Source organism: Persicobacter diffluens (assembly GCF_036244895.1).
Lineage (GTDB): Bacteria > Bacteroidota > Bacteroidia > Cytophagales > Cyclobacteriaceae > Persicobacter > Persicobacter diffluens.
The window spans coordinates 1152237-1172765 of the sequence record NZ_BQKE01000001.1; the positions used below are offsets into that span (position 1 = coordinate 1152237).

Here is a 20529-nt window from a genome sequence, read left to right on the forward strand (position 1 = left end):
TACCTTTGGATAAAAGATGATCCTCCGGTTCCCTTAAATGCTTTCAAATAAAATTGGTGGCGAGAACGAGAGTTGAACTCGTGACCTCCGGGTTATGAATCCGACGCTCTAACCAACTGAGCTACCTCGCCTTTTGGGTGATCAACACCGACAGTAATGCATACTGCTAATTTTATTTGGTGGCGAGAACGAGAGTTGAACTCGTGACCTCCGGGTTATGAATCCGACGCTCTAACCAACTGAGCTACCTCGCCTTTTGGGTGATCAACACCGACAGTAATGCATACTGCTAATTTTATTTGGTGGCGAGAACGAGAGTTGAACTCGTGACCTCCGGGTTATGAATCCGACGCTCTAACCAACTGAGCTACCTCGCCTGATGATGAAATGAATTCATCCTCAATATTTACAAGAACTGGTGGCGAGAACGAGAGTTGAACTCGTGACCTCCGGGTTATGAATCCGACGCTCTAACCAACTGAGCTACCTCGCCAAATCTTGCTTTCTTTAATCTCGTAAATATTGATAAATCTGCCCTTTTGACCGATTTTGTGGCGAGAACGAGAGTTGAACTCGTGACCTCCGGGTTATGAATCCGACGCTCTAACCAACTGAGCTACCTCGCCTGTTCCGTTTGGGAGTGCAAATATAGGGAAATCCTGTTTTAAAAAACAAAGCCCTGAAGCATAAAAAGGGAATTTTTTGAATCGTCTTTTTTATAACTAATTGGGCAGTAGTGGAATTTATGTCGGAAAAAAAATTAAAAAATTGTAGGGAGGCAGGCTTGTTTAGATAAAAGGTTAAAATTTTTAATTTTGTAGCCGACAGGCCTGTGTGCAAATATGAAAAAACTAGATAAGTTAATCTTAAAATCTTTTATTGGTCCTTTTATCGGGACCTTGGCGGTAGCAGTATTCGTGTTGCTGGCGCAATTTTTTCTTCGTTATTTTTCGGAACTGGTCGGGAAGGGCCTTGGGGCCGGTACCTACTTTGAATTGGTGGGGTATTTTGCCATTTTCATGATCCCGCAGGCATTGCCTTTGGCGGTCTTGCTGTCTTCTCTGATGACTTTCGGTAATCTGGGAGAACATTTCGAACTGACGGCTATCAAGAGTTCGGGGATTTCCCTTTTGCGGGTTTTACGCCCCATATTTATATTCTCGGTTTTGCTCTCCATTTTTGCATTTTACTGTAATGATCAGATCGTGCCGAAGGCGAACCTGAAAGCCTGGAGTTTGCTGTACGATATCAAGCGTAAGAAGCCCGCGATGGAAATTAAGCCCGGGGTTTTTTACGGAGATTTACCGGGGTATAAGATTCGGGTGAAGGAGGTTTCAGAGAATGGGAAATCCATGAAGGACATGATCATTTATAATCATGCTGATGGGCAGGGGAATAAAGAAGTGATTTTGGCGGATTCCGGGGATATGTACATGATCCATAATGAACGCTATATGGTGATGGAGCTTTATCATGGAAATTCCTATACGGAGTCTAATCCCGATGGTGTGCAGTCCGGTTCGGGTTATCATGATATTGCGCCTTTGATGCGGAATAATTTCATTCGCTCCAAAATGGTGTTCTCCATGCAGTCTTTTGATTTGGAAAGAACCAGAGAGGATTTATTCTCCGGTAACCGGATGATGAAAAACGTGTCCCAGTTAACGCACGATATTGATTCTTTGCAAATGGATGCGGATGCTTTCCGCTATGAACTCTTTAATGGAGTTAACTCCTATTTCACTTACCATATGAGAGACCAGGTGGAGGTGCCTACCCAATATGCGGAACAACATGCCCAGCGACAGGAGATTATTCGTCAAAATAATTTGATTAAAAAAGTCGCGAAAGAAGAGCGAAGGTTGGATTCCCTGGCGCAGAACGGGACAGATACTACCGGAATGATGGCCTTATTCTGGGAAAAACAAAAAACTGGAAAAGAAGATAAGGAGCAAGTTGCTGATGCTAAGCTTAAGAAAATAACGGAGGGCGCAAAGGCTGCTGGTGCTATAGCCGGAGTGAGTGAGGATTCCGTAGCGGCCATCATGGATAGTGCGGAGGGGCTGTTAGCGCAGCAAGAAATCGAGGCGCCCGAGCAAGAGGAGAAGAAAGAGATGATCGCGCCAAATTATTATGCAGATTATTCTTTTGAGGAGGCAAAGTTGACTGAGGCAAAAGTGGATTCACTGCTGTTGGTGAAAAAGCGTAACGCCCGTATGTACCGATCCGCTTTAAGTCAATCGAGATATGTAAAAAACACCATCATGTCTCAGGCAAATAAAATTAAGAACCGCAATAAGTCGCGTTATGGCTTCCAGATCGAATATCAAAAGAAATTTGCCATGTCCATGGCTTGTCTGATCATGTTCCTGATCGGGGCGCCACTAGGGGCGATTATTAAAAAAGGCGGGATTGGTTTTCCGGTGCTGATCTCCATCGTTTTCTTTATTTTCTATTTCATCGTCTCCATGACAGGGGAGAAATGGGCGAAAGAAGGCGTGGTTTCGGCCTTTGCCGGGATCTGGGCAGCAGATTTTGTCCTGCTTCCCTTTGGGTTGTTCTTCCTGCGTCAGGCCAGAATCGATGCCCGACTGTTTGATACCGATTTCTACGCAGTGGTGTTTGATCGGGTGAAGCAGCTGTTCATCAAAAAAAAGAAAAAAGAACAAGCTGAATCGGAAATTGCGGAATAATTTTTGTTAAATGATCAGCCGCAGAGGTGGAAAAATGTTTTACATCACCTTGTAGTAGGGGATTAATTTGCTACCTTTGTGTTTCTTAAATTTATTATCAATCCTAAATTTTTGCTAGCTATGTATTTGGCGAAGGAGAAAAAACAAGAAATCTTTGAAAATCATGGTCGGTTGAAATCTAAGGGTGATACAGGATCAGCGGAATCGCAAATCGCGCTTTTCACGTTTCGTATCAACCATTTGACCGAGCACTTGAAGCAGAACAAAAAAGACCACTCGACTCGTTTGGGTCTTTTAAGATTGGTTGGTAAGCGTCGTTCTTTGTTGGATTATTTAGCAAAGAAAGATATCGAGCGTTACCGTGCGATCATCGCAGAACTTGGAATTAGAAAATAATTTCAAAATACTGAAAGGGAATCCATTTCACAGGATTCCCTTTTTTTGCTAAGAATACCTCCCCCTTATTTGGATAGTTGAAACCTTTTTCGAGGTGATGCTTAAAGATTAAGAGAAATTTTGGAAGTGACATAACCCAAGTTTTGAGCGGATGCGTCTGGTGGGGTAAATGCTGGACGAAAGGGGTTATCTTTTTTGCCTCGAATATAGTTTTTAGAAAGATTCGATTTATAAAATATTAATATGTATCCAAACGTAATTAACAAAACCTTATCGCTACCTGATGGCAGAACCATCAGCGTGGAAACCGGTAAATTGGCTAAGCAAGCCGATGGATCCGTTGTTGTTCGCATGGGAGATACCATGTTGTTGGCCACAGTGGTTTCATCGAAAGATGCTCGTGAAGGTGTAGACTTTTTGCCATTGTCGGTAGACTATCAAGAAAAATTTGCTTCTGCCGGGCGTATCCCTGGAGGCTTCTTGAAGCGTGAGGGTAAGCTTTCCGATCATGAAGTATTGGTGAGCCGTTTGATTGACCGTGCATTGCGTCCATTGTTTCCTGGAGATTATCATGCTGAAACGCAGGTAATGGTTTCCTTGATTTCTGCAGATGAGACTGCCTTGCCGGATGCTTTGGCTTGTTTCGCAGCTTCTGCAGCTATCGCTGTTTCGGATATTCCTTTTGCTGAGCCGGTAGCGGAAGCACGTGTAGCGCGTGTGAACGGGGAGTTTGTGGTGAATCCAACTCCGGCACAAATGGCGGAGGCTGATTTGGACTTGATCGTAGCGGCTACGATGGAGAATATCATGATGGTAGAGGGTGAGATGAAAGAAGTTTCTGAGCAGGATATGCTAGAGGCTTTGAAAGTAGCGCATGCCTCCATCAAAGAAATGTGTAAAATTCAGATTGAGTTGACCGAAGAAACCGGTAACACTGAAAAGCGTGAGTACTCTCACGAAACACATGACGAAGAGTTAGAGAAAGAAATGTTTGAGCAATTGTACGATAAAGTATACGCAGTTGCTAAACAATTGATTAGTAATAAAAAAGAGCGTTCTGCTGCTTTTGCGAAAGTAAAAGAAGAATATATCGAGTCTCTTGGTGAGGATACGGAAGTAGATCTAGGTTTAGTGAGTACTTACTTCGGTAAAATCAATAAAAAAGCGTCTCGTAATTTAGTGTTGGACGAAAAAATCCGTTTGGATGGTCGTCAGCCAGAGCAGGTTCGCCCAATCTGGTCAGAGATTGATTATTTGCCTTCAGCACATGGTTCTGCAGTATTTACCCGTGGGGAAACGCAATCATTGTGTACAACAACTTTAGGTACCAAGCTGGATGAGCAAATGATTGATGGTGCGATGCATCAGGGAACGAATCGTTTCATCCTGCACTACAACTTCCCGGGTTTTTCTACTGGTGAGGCAAAACCTAACCGTGGACCTGGACGTCGTGAGGTAGGACATGGTAATTTGGCATTGCGTGCATTGAAGCAGGTATTGCCATCTCATGAAGAAAATCCATACACCATCCGTATCGTTTCTGATATTCTGGAATCAAATGGTTCCTCATCTATGGCGACCGTATGTGGTGGGTGTCTTTCTATGATGGATGCTGGTGTGCCGATTAAAGCGCCTGTATCTGGTGTTGCAATGGGGATGATCTCTGATGTAGAAACAGATCGCCATGTAGTATTGACAGATATCTTAGGTGATGAGGATCACTTGGGAGATATGGACTTCAAAGTAACCGGTACGGAAGATGGTATCACTGCTTGTCAAATGGACATCAAAGTAGAGGGTCTTTCTTATGAAGTATTGGAGCAGGCATTGATGCAAGCGCGTGACGGTCGTCTTCATATCTTGAATGAAATGAAGAAAACCATCGCTACTCCTCGCGGAGAGATGAAGCCGCATACGCCAAGAACGGTAAGTTTGAAAATCGCTCGTGATATGATCGGTGCGGTAATCGGGCCTGGTGGAAAGATTGTTCAGGAGATTCAAAAAGAAACTGGTGCTACTATCGTGATCGAAGAAGTAGAAGCTGGTGGATTGGTGAATATCTTTGCCGCTTCTCAAGATACCATGGATAAAGCTGTAGCTTGGGTGAAAGGTATTGTAGCGATGCCGGAAGAGGGCGAAGTATACGAAGGTAAAGTGAAGTCAATCACTGCTTTTGGTGCTTTCGTTGAATTTATGCCTGGTAAAGAAGGATTGTTGCACATTTCTGAAGTGAAGTGGGAGCGTCTGGAAAGCATGGAAGGTGTGATTGAAGTAGGCGAGCAGATTCAGGTGAAATTGATCGAAATCGACAAGCGCACTGGAAAATATCGTCTTTCTCGCAAAGTATTGCTAGAAAAGCCTGAAGGATATCAGGAACGCCCTCCTCGTCAAGACAGAGGAAATCGCGGTGACCGTGGCGATCGTCGTGGTGGACGCGATAATCGTGACCGAAGAAGAGATTCTTAATTTCCTGATTTTCAGGAATATTGGTTCGATATTTGTAGTTTGTTAAGAGGTTAACGAAATAAAAAGTAGGAAAATTGATTACACCTTGAAACCCGCTTTTTCTTTTGTCGTATAATAAATGATGCACTTCTGCCTGAAGGCATATTTCGTTAACCTCGGATTTCAGTAAACGCTTAATTACGGATGAGACAACTTAAGATCAGTAAACAGATCACTAACAGGGAAAGCCAGTCCCTTGATAAATATCTTCAGGAAATTGGTAAAGTTGACCTACTAACTCCAGAAGAAGAGGTAACGCTAGCAAAGAGAATCCGCGAAGGAGACCAAATGGCTTTGGAGAAATTGACTAAAGCTAACCTTCGATTCGTAGTTTCTGTAGCCAAGCAGTATCAAAATCAGGGTTTGTCCTTGGGTGATTTGATCAATGAGGGTAACCTTGGTTTGATCAAGGCCGCTCAGCGTTTTGATGAAACTCGTGGTTTTAAATTTATCTCTTATGCGGTTTGGTGGATTCGTCAGTCCATCCTACAAGCTTTGGCAGAGCAGTCTCGTATTGTTCGTTTGCCATTGAACCGTGTAGGGTCTTTGAATAAAATCTCCAAGACTTTCTCAGAGTTGGAGCAGCGCTTTGAGCGTGAGCCATCTCCGGAAGAATTGGCAGAGGTATTGGATGTAAATACTTCTGAGGTGGTGGATACTTTGAAGATTTCCGGTCGCCATGTGTCTGTAGATGCTCCTTTCGTTCAGGGAGAGGAAAACAGTTTGTTGGATGTATTGGAAAATGATACAGAGGAAACACCGGATTCAGAATTGATCAGTGATTCATTACGTCGTGAGGTGCAGCGTGCGCTTTCTACCCTTACTCAACGTGAGGCAGATGTGATTTCGCTTTATTTCGGACTGAATGGAGAGCAGGCCATGACTTTGGAAGAGATCGGGGAGAAATTTAATCTTACTCGTGAGCGTGTGCGCCAGATCAAAGAGAAGGCGATTCGCCGTTTACGTCATACTTCACGTTCTAAAGCACTTAAGCCTTATTTGGGCTAATAGAATATTGATTATTTCATCATTAAAAGGTCTCAGTAGAGACCTTTTTTTTGTAACTTTGGAGTTATTATTGTTCGTTTTTTACAAGTAAAAGCGCTTTTAAGCAATAGAATACTATAAAACAAAAAATAAAATGACAACCGAATCTGTTGACGTATTAATCATTGGTTCTGGTCCTGCGGGTTATACTGCAGCCATTTATGCTTCACGTGCTGGTTTAAAGCCAGTATTGTATCAGGGAATTCAGCCTGGTGGTCAGTTGACGATCACTAATGATGTGGAAAACTTCCCGGGTTATCCTGAAGGAATTAATGGTCCTTCTATGATGATGGATTTCCAAAGTCAGGCGCAGCGTTTCGGAACAGACATTCGTACCGGTATTGCCACTTCAGTGGATTTCTCTTCTTACCCTCATAAAGTGGTCATTGATGAGGCTCATGAGGTAACCGCTAAGTCGGTGATTATCTCTACTGGTGCCTCTGCAAAGTGGTTGGGGCTTCCTTCAGAGGATGAATATAATGGTAGAGGAGTTTCTGCCTGTGCGGTATGTGATGGTTTCTTCTACCGTGGGAAAGACGTTGCGGTAGTAGGTGGTGGTGATACCGCTGCAGAAGAAGCGACTTATCTTTCGAAATTGGCCAATAAGGTTTACTTGATTGTTCGTCGTGATGAAATGCGTGCTTCAAAAATTATGCAGGCGCGTGTTGAACAAACGGAGAATATTGAGGTTTTGTGGAATACTTCTACAGATGAAATTCTGGGAGATGAGAACGGGGTGAACGCGGCGCGGTTGATCAATAATGTGACGAAGGAGAAATATGAAATTGAGGTTTCAGGATTTTTTGTTGCCATTGGTCATAAACCGAATACCGATATCTTTTCTAAATATGTTAATATGGATGAGAGCGGTTATATCCAAACGGAAGCCGGAACATCCAAAACCAATGTGGAAGGAGTATTTGCTGCCGGAGATGCGCAAGACAATGTTTATCGTCAGGCCATCACTGCTGCAGGAACAGGATGTATGGCAGCCCTGGATGCTGAACGTTTCTTAGCCGCCAAAGAAATGGAAATGACAGCTGAATAAGTAGCGTGAAAAAACATTATTTAATTATGATTTTGGCCATCGTCGTGAGTATTCCGGCGATGGCGCAAAAATCCCAAAAGAAGTCTTTCTGGGATTTTTTTAGGTTAAAAAAACAGAAAACACCATCCGAAGTATACTTTGTTCCAGATTCATTATTGGAATACAGTATGGAAGAGGCTTATTTAAAGGAAAGTGAGGCCATTGACGATTTTAATTTCGTTTTTGATTCATTAGAAATTGCGGAAATGGTGCGTCCTCCCCGATCTGTTTTTGACTATGATGATAGTTGTAGAACGAATATAGGCACCTTGGATATCCCTTGTTTCTTTTTGGAGAGCCAGGATTATTATTCGGAATGGTCAACAGTAAACCTAAATCCTTATCAGGTAGATGGTACCAAATTTAAGGACACTTTGGATTTACCGTTGTTCGATGATAAACACGCTTATGTGTCTCCTTTGGCCAAGGATACTTATATTACTTCAGGTTTTGGTATGAGAAGATATCGTTGGCATTATGGCACAGATCTTAAATTGCAAACCGGAGATAGTGTATTAACTGTTTTTGATGGCGTGGTACGTATGGCTCGCTATGACCGTCGCGGTTATGGTTATTATGTGGTCGTGCGCCATTCCAATGGGTTGGAGACTTTATATGGTCATCTTTCGAAGATTTTAGTAAAGGTTGGTCAGGAGGTTAAAGCAGGCGAATTAATTGGGAAGGGTGGTAACACGGGACGAAGTACCGGTTCGCATTTGCATATAGAAGTACGCTATAAGGGGATGGCGATTAATCCGGAAGAGTTTTTTGATTTTGAAGACAAAAGTATTCCATTAAAAGAGGAGGTTTTGAGTTTGAATCCGGAAACTTTTGCCTATTTGAAAGAGGTTAGAAAGGTAGTTCACCACCGAATTCGTAGTGGGGATACTTTATCCCATATTGCAAGAAGGTATCATACTTCCATTAATAAGATTTGCAGGTTAAATGGGATGAGCCGAAATACGGTACTCCGTGTCGGTAAGGTAATTCGGGTAAGATAGATTTTTTATGAAATTAGATATATTAGTATTGGCTGCGCATCCTGACGATGCGGAGCTTTCTTGTTCCGGGACAATTTTATCTCACATAGCTCAAGGTTATAAGGTCGGCATAGTGGATCTGACACGTGGTGAATTAGGTACGCGTGGTTCTGCTGAGCTTCGGGATCAGGAGGCGGCGGCTTCGGCTAAGATCATGAGTTTGTCTGTACGTGAGAACCTGGCTTTTGAGGATGGGTTCTTTCAAAATGATCGGCAGCACCAATTGGAGGTGGTGAAAGTGATCAGAAAATATCGGCCAGAAATTGTTTTGTGCAATGCGCAGTCTGATAGGCATCCTGACCATGGGAAGGGTGGGGAATTAGCTAAAACGGCTTGTTTCTTGGCTGGATTACCAAAGATTGAAACCAGGCTGGAGGGAGAAAAGCAAGAAGCATGGAGGCCGAAAAATTTATACCAGTATATCCAGAGTAATTATATTCAGCCCGATTTTGTAGTGGATTGTTCTGATTTTTGGGAAAAGAAGGTAGCGGCTATTCGAGCATTTTCTTCCCAATTTCATACTGGTGCTGCGGGCAGTGATGAAGGACCTCAAACCTTTATTTCCACCGCCGGATTCATCGATTTTATCAATGCCAGAGGGCGTGAATTTGGGCAGCATATTGGGGTGCAATATGCGGAGGGTTTTACCACTATAAAGTTGATTGGGGTAAAGAATATATTTGACTTAAGTTAACAGGCCGGATTTCCGGTCTTTTTTTATGTCAGCGTTTATTTCAATGCATTGAAGGAATTAAGCAGGTTTATTTATGCCAAAATTTTCCTTTAACTGCAAGGCGGAAAAAATAAAGGTAAAGGCTCTATTTCAGCTTTTTTCCAAGGAAGCAGGGGGTGGGGAGAAAGTAAACTTATTCAATTTGGAACTTATTAAACACTTTGGGAAAATGATTCCTGAGGCTGATAATAGGCCCCTTTATGAGTTTGTTGAGTCTAGTGGTGAACAATTCAGCCTAAGTGTTGGTGCAGCATATTTCGGCCCCTTTAAGTGGGAGAAAGGGTGATCTTCTTATCAAGTGCTATAAAGGTAGCGAGAAATTGGCTTTTGATTGATCAGTTTTGGTGCGTGATTGATATTTGAATAATTTCCAATTTTCTGGCATCTACGATTCCTAATTTCTTTTCGTTCGCTGAATAAACGTCGAAAACTTTTCCTTTTGGAATGAGGGTGTTAAGTTTTCCATTGCTATCAGTAACCATTTTTCGGCTTTTACCTGACTTTTGTTCTTTAAGGATGATTTCCCGTTTGGCTAATTTTTGATCCTGAGGGTCAATTAAAGTGAGTTTTAAAACGGTGGTTGTTGGGGAAGGCATTAATTGACCGTCCAGGTAAAACGGCAGCACAACCGAAGTGTAATAGCGCTGATTTTCAACGTCAGGGACAGTGATTTTTTCAATTTTAGAGGTTGAAGGAGTGGAGATCCAATAGTGCCCTCCTTTGGGTAATGCTCCTTGAATGACCCCGCGGTCATCCGTTGTCATGGCAAAAATTGCATGACTACGGAGATCTTCAAAGTAAATTTCGCCCTGATAGGGGAGGTTTCTCAAATTTTTAAAAGTGATCTGAATTTTTGAATTATCTGCAGATTGTCCGAATGCAAAAAAAGAGCAAATAATTAGGCTTAGCGTAAATGTCAGTGTGGTTTTCATATTATAAAGGTCAGCTTTAATGAGCTAAACAAAAAAATACCGGCAAATGTGTCTCCGGTGGAGAAGGTAAAACTTTTTCGCCAAAAGTCCGATAAAACAAAATTAAATTATACCAATTTATTTTTGCCTTATATCAATGAGGAGGACTCATTTTTTTAAAAATAAGTCAAATAAAAAAGGCTGTCACCCTGACAGCCTGATAATTATTTAATTTTCACCTCTTTAAAGTATTTTCTGAGGATTTCAGCAGCTTCTTCAATACTTTCCTGGGTTGGAGGTTCTACATCCTTTAATTCGTATTCCATGTTCAGGACTTCCCACTTATTGACGCCTAATTTGTGGTAAGGAATAAGTTCGATTTTCTCTATGGATTGGTAATCTTTGAAATGTTGACCGAGTGCTTCAATATGCTCTGGCTGATCGGACCAGCCTGGAACCAATACATATCGTAACCACATGGGCTTACCGGTTTCTTCCCGATAAGCGGCAAGACTGAGGGTAGTTTTATTGCTTAATCCTGTAAGCTTCTTGTGCCATTCTTCATCAAAATGCTTAACATCGAGCATGATGAGGTCTGTTTCCTCCAGTAGATCTTTGGTTTGTTGATCTAACACACGACCATTGGTGTCCAGGCAGGTATTGATGCCTTCCTCATGCAACATTTTGAAGAAGGTTAATAACTTTCCTCTTTGCAATAATGGTTCACCACCCGAGACGGTAACGCCTCCGGTTTTTGCAAAGTAGGAACGCATGTTTTTTGCCCGACGCAAAAGTTCACTCATCTCCTCGAATTTTCCGCCATTCACATCGAGGGTGTCCGGGTTTTGGCAATAAAGGCATCTGAATTGACAGCCTTGAACAAAAATCACGAAGCGAATCCCCGGTCCATCGTGCGTACCAAAGGTTTCCAGGGAGTGAATTCTTAATTTATGGGGATCTTGTTGATTGAGGGCTGTTGCGTCTTGAGCGGCTAGCATAGTTTGTGGAATAATTTGAGTTTTGTTGATCGCGGAGAATATACGGATTGCGAATGGAAATAAAAAAGGCGCCCGGAAGATCGAACGCCTTTTTGAATATTACTAATCTTCAAAATCGACTGTTGTCAATTTAAAAGAGCTTGATTACATAGACTCGTGGAAAGTACGAGCGATAACTTCCAACTGGTGTGCTTTAGACAAACGAACGAAGTTTACAGCGTAACCAGAAACACGGATCGTCAACTGTGGATAGTTCTCAGGATTTTCGTAAGCATCCATCAAAGTATCACGGTTCAATACGTTTACGTTCAAGTGGTGTGCCATATCAGCTTCAGTTTCACCATTGAAGTAACCGTCCATCATGTTCACCAAGTTAGTGATTTGATCACCGCGATCAGCACCCAAAGCCTTAGGAACGATAGAGAAAGTATTGGAGATACCATCCTGTGCATCGTTGTAGTCCAATTTCGCTACTGAGTTCAATGAAGCAACCGCACCATTTCTGTCACGGCCGTGCATTGGGTTAGCACCCGGAGCAAAAGACTCACCTGCTTTACGTCCGTCAGGAGTAGCACCGGTTTTCTTACCGTACATTACGTTAGAGGTAATGGTCAACAATGACATGGTAGGAACCGCGTTGCGGTAAGTAGCATGTTTCTTCAATTCGTTGAAGAAGTAGTGCGTGATTTCTTGTGCGATGCTATCTACGCGATCGTCATCGTTACCGTACTCAGGATATTCTCCTTCAGTTTTGAAATCAACAGCCAAACCTTGCTCGTTACGGATGGCCGTAGTCTTACCAAATTTGATTGCAGACAAGGAGTCAGCGATGATAGAGATACCAGCAGCACCGTAAGCCATATCGATACCTGGGTTGGTATCCAAGAAAGCAAACTGTGATTTTTCGTAGTAGTAATGATCGTGCATGTAGTGGATCATGTTCATCGACTTCGCGTAAACACGAGCAACTTCATCCATCGCCTTTTTGAAGCGATCCATTACTTCGTCATAGTTCAATACATCAGAAGTAAGTGGAGCGATACCCTCAATACAAGTAACACCGTCTTTTTCCTCACGACCGCTGTTCAATGCCAACAACAATGTCTTAGGCAAGTTAGTACGAGCACCGAAGAACTGGATACGCTTACCGATAGACTGCTGAGATACACAACATGCGATACCATAGTCATCAGAACCACGGTTTGGACGCATCAAGTCATCATTTTCGTACTGTACAGAAGAAGTATCAATAGAAACCTGAGCACAGAATTCTTTGAAACCTTGAGGTAAAGCCTCAGACCAAAGCACAGTCAAGTTTGGCTCTGGAGATGCACCCAAGTTGTAAAGCGTCTGCAAGAAACGGAAAGAAGTTTTCGTTACTTTAGTACGACCGTCATTGAATTGACCACCAATCGCTTCAGTTACCCAAGTTGGGTCACCACCGAAGATCTCATCGTAAGCGCCTGGACGCAAGTGACGTACCATACGCAACTTCATTACGAAGTGGTCGATGAACTCCTGAGCTTGTGATTCAGTTAAAGTACCTGCTTTCAATTCTGCCTCGATGTAGATATCAAGGAAAGAAGAAACGTTACCCAATGACATCGCAGCACCATCCTGCTCTTTAACAGCAGCCAAATAAGCGAAGTATACCCACTGTACTGCTTCCTGAGCGTTTTTCGCTGGCTCAGTTACATCAAGACCGTAGAATCCAGCCATTACCTCGATGTCTTTCAATGCAGAAATCTGCATATTGATTTCTTCGCGTAGACGGATTTGATCTTTGATGTCACCGAATTCAACTTTAATGTTGTTGAAGTCAGCAGTTTTTGCAGCGATCAATTGCTTCGTACCGTAAAGTGCTAAACGACGGTAGTCACCAATGATACGACCACGTGCATAGTTATCAGGAAGACCAGTCAAAATTCCTTTAGAGCGGAAAGTACGGATCTCTTTGTCGTAAACCGAGAATACCGCATTGTTGTGGTCTTTAACGTAGTTGAAAACATTTGTAACAGAAGGGTTAACTTCCATTCCACGTTCTTTAACAGCGTTTTCTACTACACGGTAACCTCCGTAAGGCTTCATTGCACGCTTCAACAATTCGTCAGTTTGTAAACCTACGATAGTTTCCAAACCTTCAACGATGTAGCCTGCTTTGTGACTTGTTGCAGAAGAGATAGTATCAGTGTCGATGTCGCGACAACCATCTTTCGCACGCTCTTCTTTCATTGCCACCATACAAGCTTCCCACAATTTAGTGGTCGCCTCTGTTGGGCCTGCAAGGAAAGATGCATCTCCTTCATAAGGAGTGATGTTCAATTCAACGAAGTTCTTTGGGTTGATTTCATTCACCCAAGTACCTTCTACAAAGCCAAGCTCTTTAACTTCTGCCATTTTTAAAGGAATTTGATATTTAAGGGATATACTTTATTTCTTAATTAATTCTCCTTCAGGATTAACTGCTGAGAACTGTTTGTGGTCTAACTTCTCGTCTTCTTTTTTAAGATAAATAAACCAATAGGCTAATCCAACAAAAAGAAAACCTCCCACTATATTTCCTAGCGTTGCCGCTATTAAATTATCAGTAATAAACTGTGTCCAGCTAATATGTGCGCCCTGCAAAATCGCGGCTGGAATTACATACATATTCGCTACACAGTGCTCAAAACCAAAGGCTACGAAAGTCATTACCGGTATCCATATTGCAATAACTTTACCAAAAGTATCTTTAGCAGAGTAGGCCATCCAGGCTGCCATACATACCATCCAGTTGGCGCCCATACCTTTTACAAAGGTAACCCAAAAATGCGCTTCATCCGCTTGTTCTGGTAGAATTCCAACTTTATGTTCTGCAATGTGAATAAGCGTATGTAAAGCAGCACTTCCTTCCGGGAAAATACCGGTTTGCTGAGTAAATAACCAGGCGGTCATTAATCCGCCGATGAAATTACCCGCGTATACCAGACCCCAAACTCTTAAAACCGGCCCAATGCCCGTTTGCTTTCTCAATAGCGGCATGGGCATCGCTGCACATGCACTGGTGAAAATTTCTCCACCCCCAATCACACACATGATGAATCCGATAGGGAATGTTGCGCCTAGGATAAAACTTTTCAATCCCGGATTATTAGCTGCAAGTTTAGGGGAACCTCCCGCAACCAAAATAGCTAACATGAAACCTAAAGCGATAAATGCGCCTCCTAAAATGGATAGCACTAACAGCCTTGCTGTGGAATGTCCATTTTTATCAAATGCGGAGTCGCTGAATACTTTAGCGATATCTTTTGGTTTTAATACTGACATTATGAAATTTAGTGAATTTTCGCTAATTGAAATGTTTGTTAGGTTTCTTTTCGCTGTTTGATTACACTACAAATGTGCGGGCTTAAATTGTTTTAAAACATGACCGTTGTCATTTCGAAACAAGATTTTTACCCAACTAAAGTACGTATACGGAGAGGAAACGCGTTTTTGTGTCTTATTCCCCCTTTTTGTACTTCCATTGTTGTAAATGCAATCATTATGCCATAAAAAAATCTCCTTTCGTTTTAAGCGAAAATTCGCAGTTAGCATTATGAGGCTTTTTGATTATGCGGAAAAATTATGATTCGCTATCGTGAAAAAGAGGGCCAAAAAATGATCAAGCGCATTTTGTCATTATTAAATGATTTTTTTTCTTTTAAAAACAATAATGGGTGTTCATTTTGTTGTATAATCAGTTAATCATTTAATTTTTTAACTATATTTACCAACTAAGTAATTAACCTAATATTCAACCATAGTAAAGCGTATGAGATTCTTAACAACGCTCTGTTTATTACTGATTGGGCAATTTGCCCTTGGGCAGACGGTATCACCTGGAAAAGGTGTGGGCGAGTTAACACTGGGGATGACGGTAGATGATGTTACCTGGGTGTTGGGCTTTGAGGGAAAAAAAATCAGTTATGATGACTACCTGACCGCCTCCGTTAGGGCCAATCCAAAATCATTGCCGGAGACCAAGATTGATTTTGATTATTGTCTGGATTACGTTTTTATTATGACCCTGCCTGTAGAAAAGGTGTTTGTGAAAGATGAAAAGGTAGTGATGATCCAGTTGAGTAGTTTTCCGGATTATAATAAAATCCTGTGTGAAGACATTCAAACAGATGATGGCGTGAAATTTTTTCAGGATGCTCAAATCCTGGACGGACATTATGCTGAAGGTGTTAAAGGACCAGCGGCACTTCACAGCAATTTAAACAATGTATTTTACTATAATAAAGGCGTTGCCTTTGGCCTGGATAATGACAAAATACGTGCGATGTATATTTTTAATCCGCAATAAGGCTTGAGCTAAAGATTGATAACACCCAACGAAAACTGAAATGAAAGCAGTATATAAAAACATTTTGCTGGTGCTGACCGTCAGCTCGATAGGTTTGTTTTCCTGCGAGTCCGCAAAAAAAGACAAGTTGGCCAACGTAGGCGTGGAAAAAACAGAAGCTCAGCGTTTGGCGACGATAGCTGAGGCCATTCCTGCGCCATCCGTTATTCCGGAAATGATTAAAAAGACCGGCGTGGATTACCAGCAGGATTTGATTAATGATATTAATAAGTCTACAGAATATACCTCTTCCACGACTAAGGCGGCCATTAATTTGGGCATCTATGCTGTGGATGTGGCCTACCTTTCCTTGTATGATCGCTCCAATGAGGCTTTGAAATATATGAATGCCTCGGTGAAGATGACGGAGAGCATTGGTTTCTCCTCCGCCCTGGATTATAATATGATCAATCGCTTTGAGAAGAATATGGGGTCGAAAGATTCTCTTTCTAATATTGTCAACGATGCCATCGGTAATGCAGATGCTTACTTCGTGAAGACGAATCGTAAGACGCTGGCTGCTTTAATGCTTGGTGGTGCCTTTATTGAAGGCTTATATATTTCTTCGGAAACCATTAATAGAATTCCTACCGGAAAAGAAGTGCCGGATTTGATTCACGTTATGTTGGAGCAGGAAGAGGCAATCACGGAGCTGGTGGCCTTATTGGATCAGGTAGAAAAGGATGACTGGACTATGGCGTTAAGTAATTCTTTAGAGCAAATTAAAACCTCTTACGGACGTTTAGAATATAAGGATTTGCCTAAAGGTCAGGCAAGTTTGAAGGCGCCTACTGACCGATCTTTAAAACTTTTATTCCGCCAGATATCTGCGGTAAGAAATAATTTTATTCGTTAAGCAGGCATTAAGTAATTTCGCCTTGCCACAAGAATTTATTGGGAAAAGCACTGCTTTTCCCTTTACTTTTTACGCTCATTTTTACAGCTCCAGATTTCCCGAATCACTATGAATGAGAAAACCCTGAAAGGGATTATTCGATTCTTCGCCGTTATTCTTCCTTCGGAAAGCATCAATGAGGAGGTTCGATCTGCTATAGCAAGATTTTCCGAATACCAGTCCGGCTCGGTGGCCTCGGAAAAATACCTCACTATTTTAGAGGCAGAGCTTTCCCAGCCCTATTTGCATGAAGACTTTTTCAAGGAGTCTACCTTAATGACCATTAAGGAAAAATTCTCCTCAAAAGAGCGATTGATGATCATCGCCCTGCTGGCAGAAATTCTTTTAGTGAAGGCCAATGCTGGAGATCACCATCTAGAGATTTATTATGAAGTGTGCCAGTCTCTGGATATTCCATTGGAAGCAGCTGAGGTGATGAAACGCTTTTCGATCGCTTCCAATTATTTGGAAATGCCGAAGGAAAATATCATGGTGATCCATGAGGAAGGAGCGGAGCAGGGGTACCGATTTTGGGCTTTTCGAAAGGTGAGGGAGCATATTTGTGTGCTTCGGGTTCCGGTTTTGGGTGGTTTATTCGTGAAACAATTGGGGCAGGGGAAATTATACCTGGATAATAAACCCGTTCCTGCCAATGAGGTCATTCCATTGCATAAAGGAGGATTTTTGCGTTTGGAAGGTTCCGACGATATGTATTATACCGATTTGGTATGGCACTTTTTCAATCAACAAACCGAGGATGCCTTTCTTTTTGAGGTGAATCATGTTGATTATGCCTTTCCCAATGGACATTTGGGCTTAAATGATATTCATTTTACAGAAAAGCATAGTTCTTTGGTAGGGATAATGGGGCTCAGCGGTGCCGGGAAAACCACCTTGGTCAATGTTTTAAACGGAAATAGCAAACCACTCGCTAATGCAGCACATCCAGAGGGCGGAACCATAAAAATTAATGGGGTTGATATTCATCAGGACCCTGAATCGGTTAAAGGAGTGATTGGTTATGTACCGCAGGAAGATGCTTTGATCGAAAAGCTTACGGTATCTGAAAACCTGACTTTTTCCGCCAAGCTGTCTCTGTCTCATTTGTCTGAGAGTGAGATTCAGTCATTAGTGCATGATAAGCTGCAGGAGCTCAGTTTATTGGAGATTGCGGATTTGCAGGTGGGTAATCCGCTGGAAGGAGGGATTTCCGGTGGGCAAAGAAAGCGACTGAATATTGCGATGGAGCTGCTGCGGGAACCTTCGGTATTGTTTGTGGATGAGCCCACATCAGGTTTGTCATCCAGAGATTCGGATAGGATCATGCGTATTTTGCGAGAGCTCTCACAAGCCGGAAAATTGGTTTTCGTGGTGATTCATCAGCCTTCCTCTGAGATTTTTAAAAGTTTTGACCGTATTCTTATTCTGGATCGTGGTGGCTGTCAGATTTATCATGGTCAGCCGATTTTAGCAGTTCAGCGAATTAAAAAATACCATACGGACCGCAGTGGTGCCGTTTGTGTGCAGTGTGGAAATGTGGATGTTGAGCATCTTTTTGAAGAAATTGATAAACAAAAGTTAGTCGTTGGGGAAAATGGTCGTCCGGAGTATGCCCGGGAGACTGAGCCGATGGATTGGAAGCGGAGTTTTTCGCCTTTTAATTTTCTTTTGGAAGATCAGATCGCGGATAAAATCAAGGCATCCTCCGCCAAGCCGAAGATTAATCTGAACGTTCCTTCCAAATTGAAACAGGCTCGGATTTACTTAAAACGAGATGTTTTATCAAAATTTCGCAATAAACAATATTTACTCATTACCTTATTGCAAGCCCCTGTTTTGGCCTTTGCCCTCGCGATGGTGGTACGTTATGCCCCTGAAGGACAGTCTTATTCTTTTGGGGAAAATATTAATATTCCTTCTTACCTTTTTATGTCTGTTTTTGTGGCCCTGTTTATGGGATTGGTGCAGAGTGGGGAGGAGATATTCAAGGATCGGCCTGTCTTGAAGCGAGAGGCCTTTTTGAATTTGAACCGATCAGCCTATTTAAGTTCGAAGATCCTTTTATTGTTCCTGGTTTCTTTTGTGCAGTCTATGTTTTTCGTAACGGTCTCCATTATGGTTTTGGAAATTCCTATTTCCAATGCTTTTTTCTGGTTGATCATTTTTTCAATAACCTGCCTGGCGAATGTTCTGGGATTGATTATTTCTACTTTATTTAACTCCGTAGTAAATATCTATATCAGTATTCCCATCCTGATTATTCCTCAGCTTTTATTGAGTGGTGTGGTCGTGGATTTTAATGAGGTAAATCCGGTGTTGTCCAATCAAAATGCGGTACCGATGGTAGGAGAGATTATGCCTTCTCGCTGGGCTTTTGAAGGCGTTATGGTGGGTACATTTTTGTATAATGAGTATGAGGAGCAGGTCTATGATTTTGAACAAAAAAATGCCGAGGCAGAATATTATCAACTCTATTACACCCAGGAACTGAATGATATTTTAAGAAAAAGCTACGTGCTGCAGGGCGAAGTCAGGGAAAAGGCAGCTAAAGTTTTGGCGATTGAGATAAAGTACCTCAGCAGTGTATTTGAGGGCTTGCCCGAAGAGCTGCTTCAAAAAGTATTAAATAAAGAAGACCTTGTTCTGGCGGAATTTGAAATGGTGGAAGGTTATATCGATGGGGTGCGTTCCTATTATGCTAATGTTCAAAAGGAGGCATTGAAAGCGCAGAAGCTCTATCTGGAACATATGACTTTGGGGAAGGGGGATCGCAATTTATTTGAGGCTTATAAGAAGCAGTATTATAATGCGACCTTGGCGCGGTATGTTAAGGCGACCAGCAGTATTGCCAGAATTGTGGAGACTGAATCGGGTCTGGTGCAGAAAATCAACCCCATATTCATGACGCCTCGTCCATTTGGTGTACTTGGTTTTCGTTCCATCATGTATGTTCCTAAAAAGTATTTCATGGGGTTTTATATTCCTACACCGCTTTTTAATACCCTGTTTTTATGGGTCATCACCTTATTGCTCATTGGTGTTTTGTATACGGATGTTTTGAATAGGCTTGTTAGTCGAATTAGGACTAAATTTCATTAGCCCATGATTTTTGAGGAGATTATTTATTCTGTTAGGCAATATCCCAGAGCGTGGAAGTTCATTAAAGCGCAAGGTTTATGGTGGATATTTGTAATTCCTTTTTTTCTGGCTATTCTTCTATTTTTACTCTTCGTTTGGGGTGGAAATGAGATGGTGGACAATATGTGGTTATTTTTAGCGGCTTACTTTCCGGATAAAGCCTCCTCCGGCTTCATGAAATTTCTGGAAGGTCTCTTTCACATCGTGGTGAAACTATTACTATTATTATTTTACCTGAAAATAAACCGCTATTTTTTGCTGATTTTACTGTCCCCCTTTTTCTCCTATGTTTCGGAGGTGGTGCAATCCAGAATGACCGGCAAAAAAAAGAAGAACAGCCTAAAGATCGTTTTTTCGGATGCTATTCGGGGCGTTCGAATAGCCGGACGCAACCTGTTTTTAGAGTTGTCTTTCTCTCTTCTTATTTTTGTAGCTTCCTTTATTTTTCCTTTCGGCTTCCCTATTTATTCCATTTTATTGTTAGGAGTGGAAAGCTACTTTTGGGGTTTTTCGATGTTAGATCTTCGAAATGAATTTCATTCAGTGCCTGTAAAAGATTCTCTGGAAGAAGTAAAGAAACATCCTGGTTTAGCCATAGGAAATGGGCTCCCAATGATTTTAGGTTTATTAGTGCCGGTGCTCGGGATTACTTTTATGCCCATGTTCGCCCTGGTAGCAGGGGCATTTAGTGCCAATGATCGCTTTCTGTTCCGTTAA

Annotated in this window: 15 protein-coding genes and 5 tRNA genes; 11 read left to right on the plus strand and 9 right to left on the minus strand. The window is 42.0% G+C overall.

The features are described 5' to 3' along the window. Positions 1-54 precede the first annotated feature (54 nt). From AAA970_RS04885 to AAA970_RS04905, 5 genes are all read right to left on the minus strand, one after another. Positions 55-131, minus strand: a tRNA-Met gene (locus AAA970_RS04885). Positions 132-177: 46 nt separating this feature from the next. Continuing rightward, positions 178-254 (minus strand) — tRNA-Met (locus tag AAA970_RS04890). Between the two features lie 46 nt (positions 255-300). Then, positions 301-377: transfer RNA gene (locus AAA970_RS04895), tRNA-Met, on the minus strand. A gap of 39 nt (positions 378-416) precedes the next feature. Beyond that, a tRNA-Met gene (locus AAA970_RS04900) sits at positions 417-493 on the minus strand. Positions 494-552: 59 nt separating this feature from the next. Further along, positions 553-626 (minus strand) — tRNA-Met (locus AAA970_RS04905). A gap of 216 nt (positions 627-842) precedes the next feature. On the opposite strand from AAA970_RS04905, the gene AAA970_RS04910 reads away from it, so the two are divergent. The 7 genes from AAA970_RS04910 to bshB1 all read left to right on the plus strand — a co-directional run bounded on the left by AAA970_RS04910 (position 843) and on the right by bshB1 (position 9462). Continuing rightward, complete coding sequence (locus AAA970_RS04910) at positions 843-2693, plus strand: LptF/LptG family permease (protein WP_338236167.1); 1851 nt, start codon at positions 843-845, stop codon at positions 2691-2693. Positions 2694-2813: 120 nt separating this feature from the next. After that, on the plus strand, positions 2814-3089 hold the full coding sequence (gene rpsO / locus AAA970_RS04915; RefSeq protein ID WP_338237703.1) for a 30S ribosomal protein S15: 276 nt from the start codon (positions 2814-2816) through the stop codon (positions 3087-3089). Between the two features lie 243 nt (positions 3090-3332). Then, positions 3333-5555, plus strand: coding sequence for a polyribonucleotide nucleotidyltransferase (pnp, locus tag AAA970_RS04920; RefSeq protein WP_338236168.1), 2223 nt, complete (start codon positions 3333-3335; stop codon positions 5553-5555). A gap of 183 nt (positions 5556-5738) precedes the next feature. After that, positions 5739-6602, plus strand: a complete 864-nt coding sequence (locus AAA970_RS04925; protein WP_053404322.1) for a sigma-70 family RNA polymerase sigma factor — start codon at positions 5739-5741, stop codon at positions 6600-6602. Positions 6603-6735: 133 nt separating this feature from the next. Continuing rightward, positions 6736-7689, plus strand: coding sequence for a thioredoxin-disulfide reductase (trxB, locus tag AAA970_RS04930; protein ID WP_338236169.1), 954 nt, complete (start codon positions 6736-6738; stop codon positions 7687-7689). Positions 7690-7715: 26 nt separating this feature from the next. Beyond that, positions 7716-8729 (plus strand): M23 family metallopeptidase, encoded by a 1014-nt coding sequence (locus tag AAA970_RS04935; RefSeq protein ID WP_053404324.1) that lies wholly within the window; start codon positions 7716-7718, stop codon positions 8727-8729. 7 nt (positions 8730-8736) lie between these two features. Further along, positions 8737-9462: a bacillithiol biosynthesis deacetylase BshB1 gene (bshB1, locus tag AAA970_RS04940; protein ID WP_338236170.1), complete on the plus strand. Its 726-nt coding sequence runs from the start codon at positions 8737-8739 to the stop codon at positions 9460-9462. A 374-nt stretch (positions 9463-9836) separates the two neighbouring features. Here bshB1 and AAA970_RS04945 read toward each other — a convergent pair whose 3' ends face one another. The 4 genes from AAA970_RS04945 to AAA970_RS04960 all read right to left on the minus strand — a co-directional run bounded on the left by AAA970_RS04945 (position 9837) and on the right by AAA970_RS04960 (position 14716). Continuing rightward, positions 9837-10433: a hypothetical protein gene (locus AAA970_RS04945; protein WP_338236171.1), complete on the minus strand. Its 597-nt coding sequence runs from the start codon at positions 10431-10433 to the stop codon at positions 9837-9839. A 203-nt stretch (positions 10434-10636) separates the two neighbouring features. Then, positions 10637-11410: a pyruvate formate-lyase-activating protein gene (pflA, locus tag AAA970_RS04950; RefSeq protein WP_338236172.1), complete on the minus strand. Its 774-nt coding sequence runs from the start codon at positions 11408-11410 to the stop codon at positions 10637-10639. A gap of 144 nt (positions 11411-11554) precedes the next feature. Next, positions 11555-13807: a formate C-acetyltransferase gene (pflB, locus tag AAA970_RS04955; RefSeq protein WP_053404329.1), complete on the minus strand. Its 2253-nt coding sequence runs from the start codon at positions 13805-13807 to the stop codon at positions 11555-11557. 33 nt (positions 13808-13840) lie between these two features. Continuing rightward, positions 13841-14716, minus strand: a complete 876-nt coding sequence (locus tag AAA970_RS04960; RefSeq protein ID WP_338236173.1) for a formate/nitrite transporter family protein — start codon at positions 14714-14716, stop codon at positions 13841-13843. A gap of 487 nt (positions 14717-15203) precedes the next feature. Between AAA970_RS04960 and AAA970_RS04965 the strand changes: the two genes are divergently transcribed. The 4 genes from AAA970_RS04965 (at position 15204) to AAA970_RS04980 (ending at position 20529) form a co-directional block, all read left to right on the plus strand. Then, positions 15204-15740 (plus strand): hypothetical protein, encoded by a 537-nt coding sequence (locus AAA970_RS04965; protein ID WP_060685830.1) that lies wholly within the window; start codon positions 15204-15206, stop codon positions 15738-15740. A 40-nt stretch (positions 15741-15780) separates the two neighbouring features. After that, positions 15781-16635: a hypothetical protein gene (locus AAA970_RS04970; protein WP_338236174.1), complete on the plus strand. Its 855-nt coding sequence runs from the start codon at positions 15781-15783 to the stop codon at positions 16633-16635. A 108-nt stretch (positions 16636-16743) separates the two neighbouring features. Next, on the plus strand, positions 16744-19773 hold the full coding sequence (locus AAA970_RS04975) for an ATP-binding cassette domain-containing protein (RefSeq protein ID WP_338236175.1): 3030 nt from the start codon (positions 16744-16746) through the stop codon (positions 19771-19773). Between the two features lie 3 nt (positions 19774-19776). Beyond that, positions 19777-20529 carry an EI24 domain-containing protein gene (locus AAA970_RS04980; protein WP_338236176.1) on the plus strand — a complete coding sequence of 251 codons (753 nt, stop codon included), beginning with the start codon at positions 19777-19779 and terminating at the stop codon, positions 20527-20529.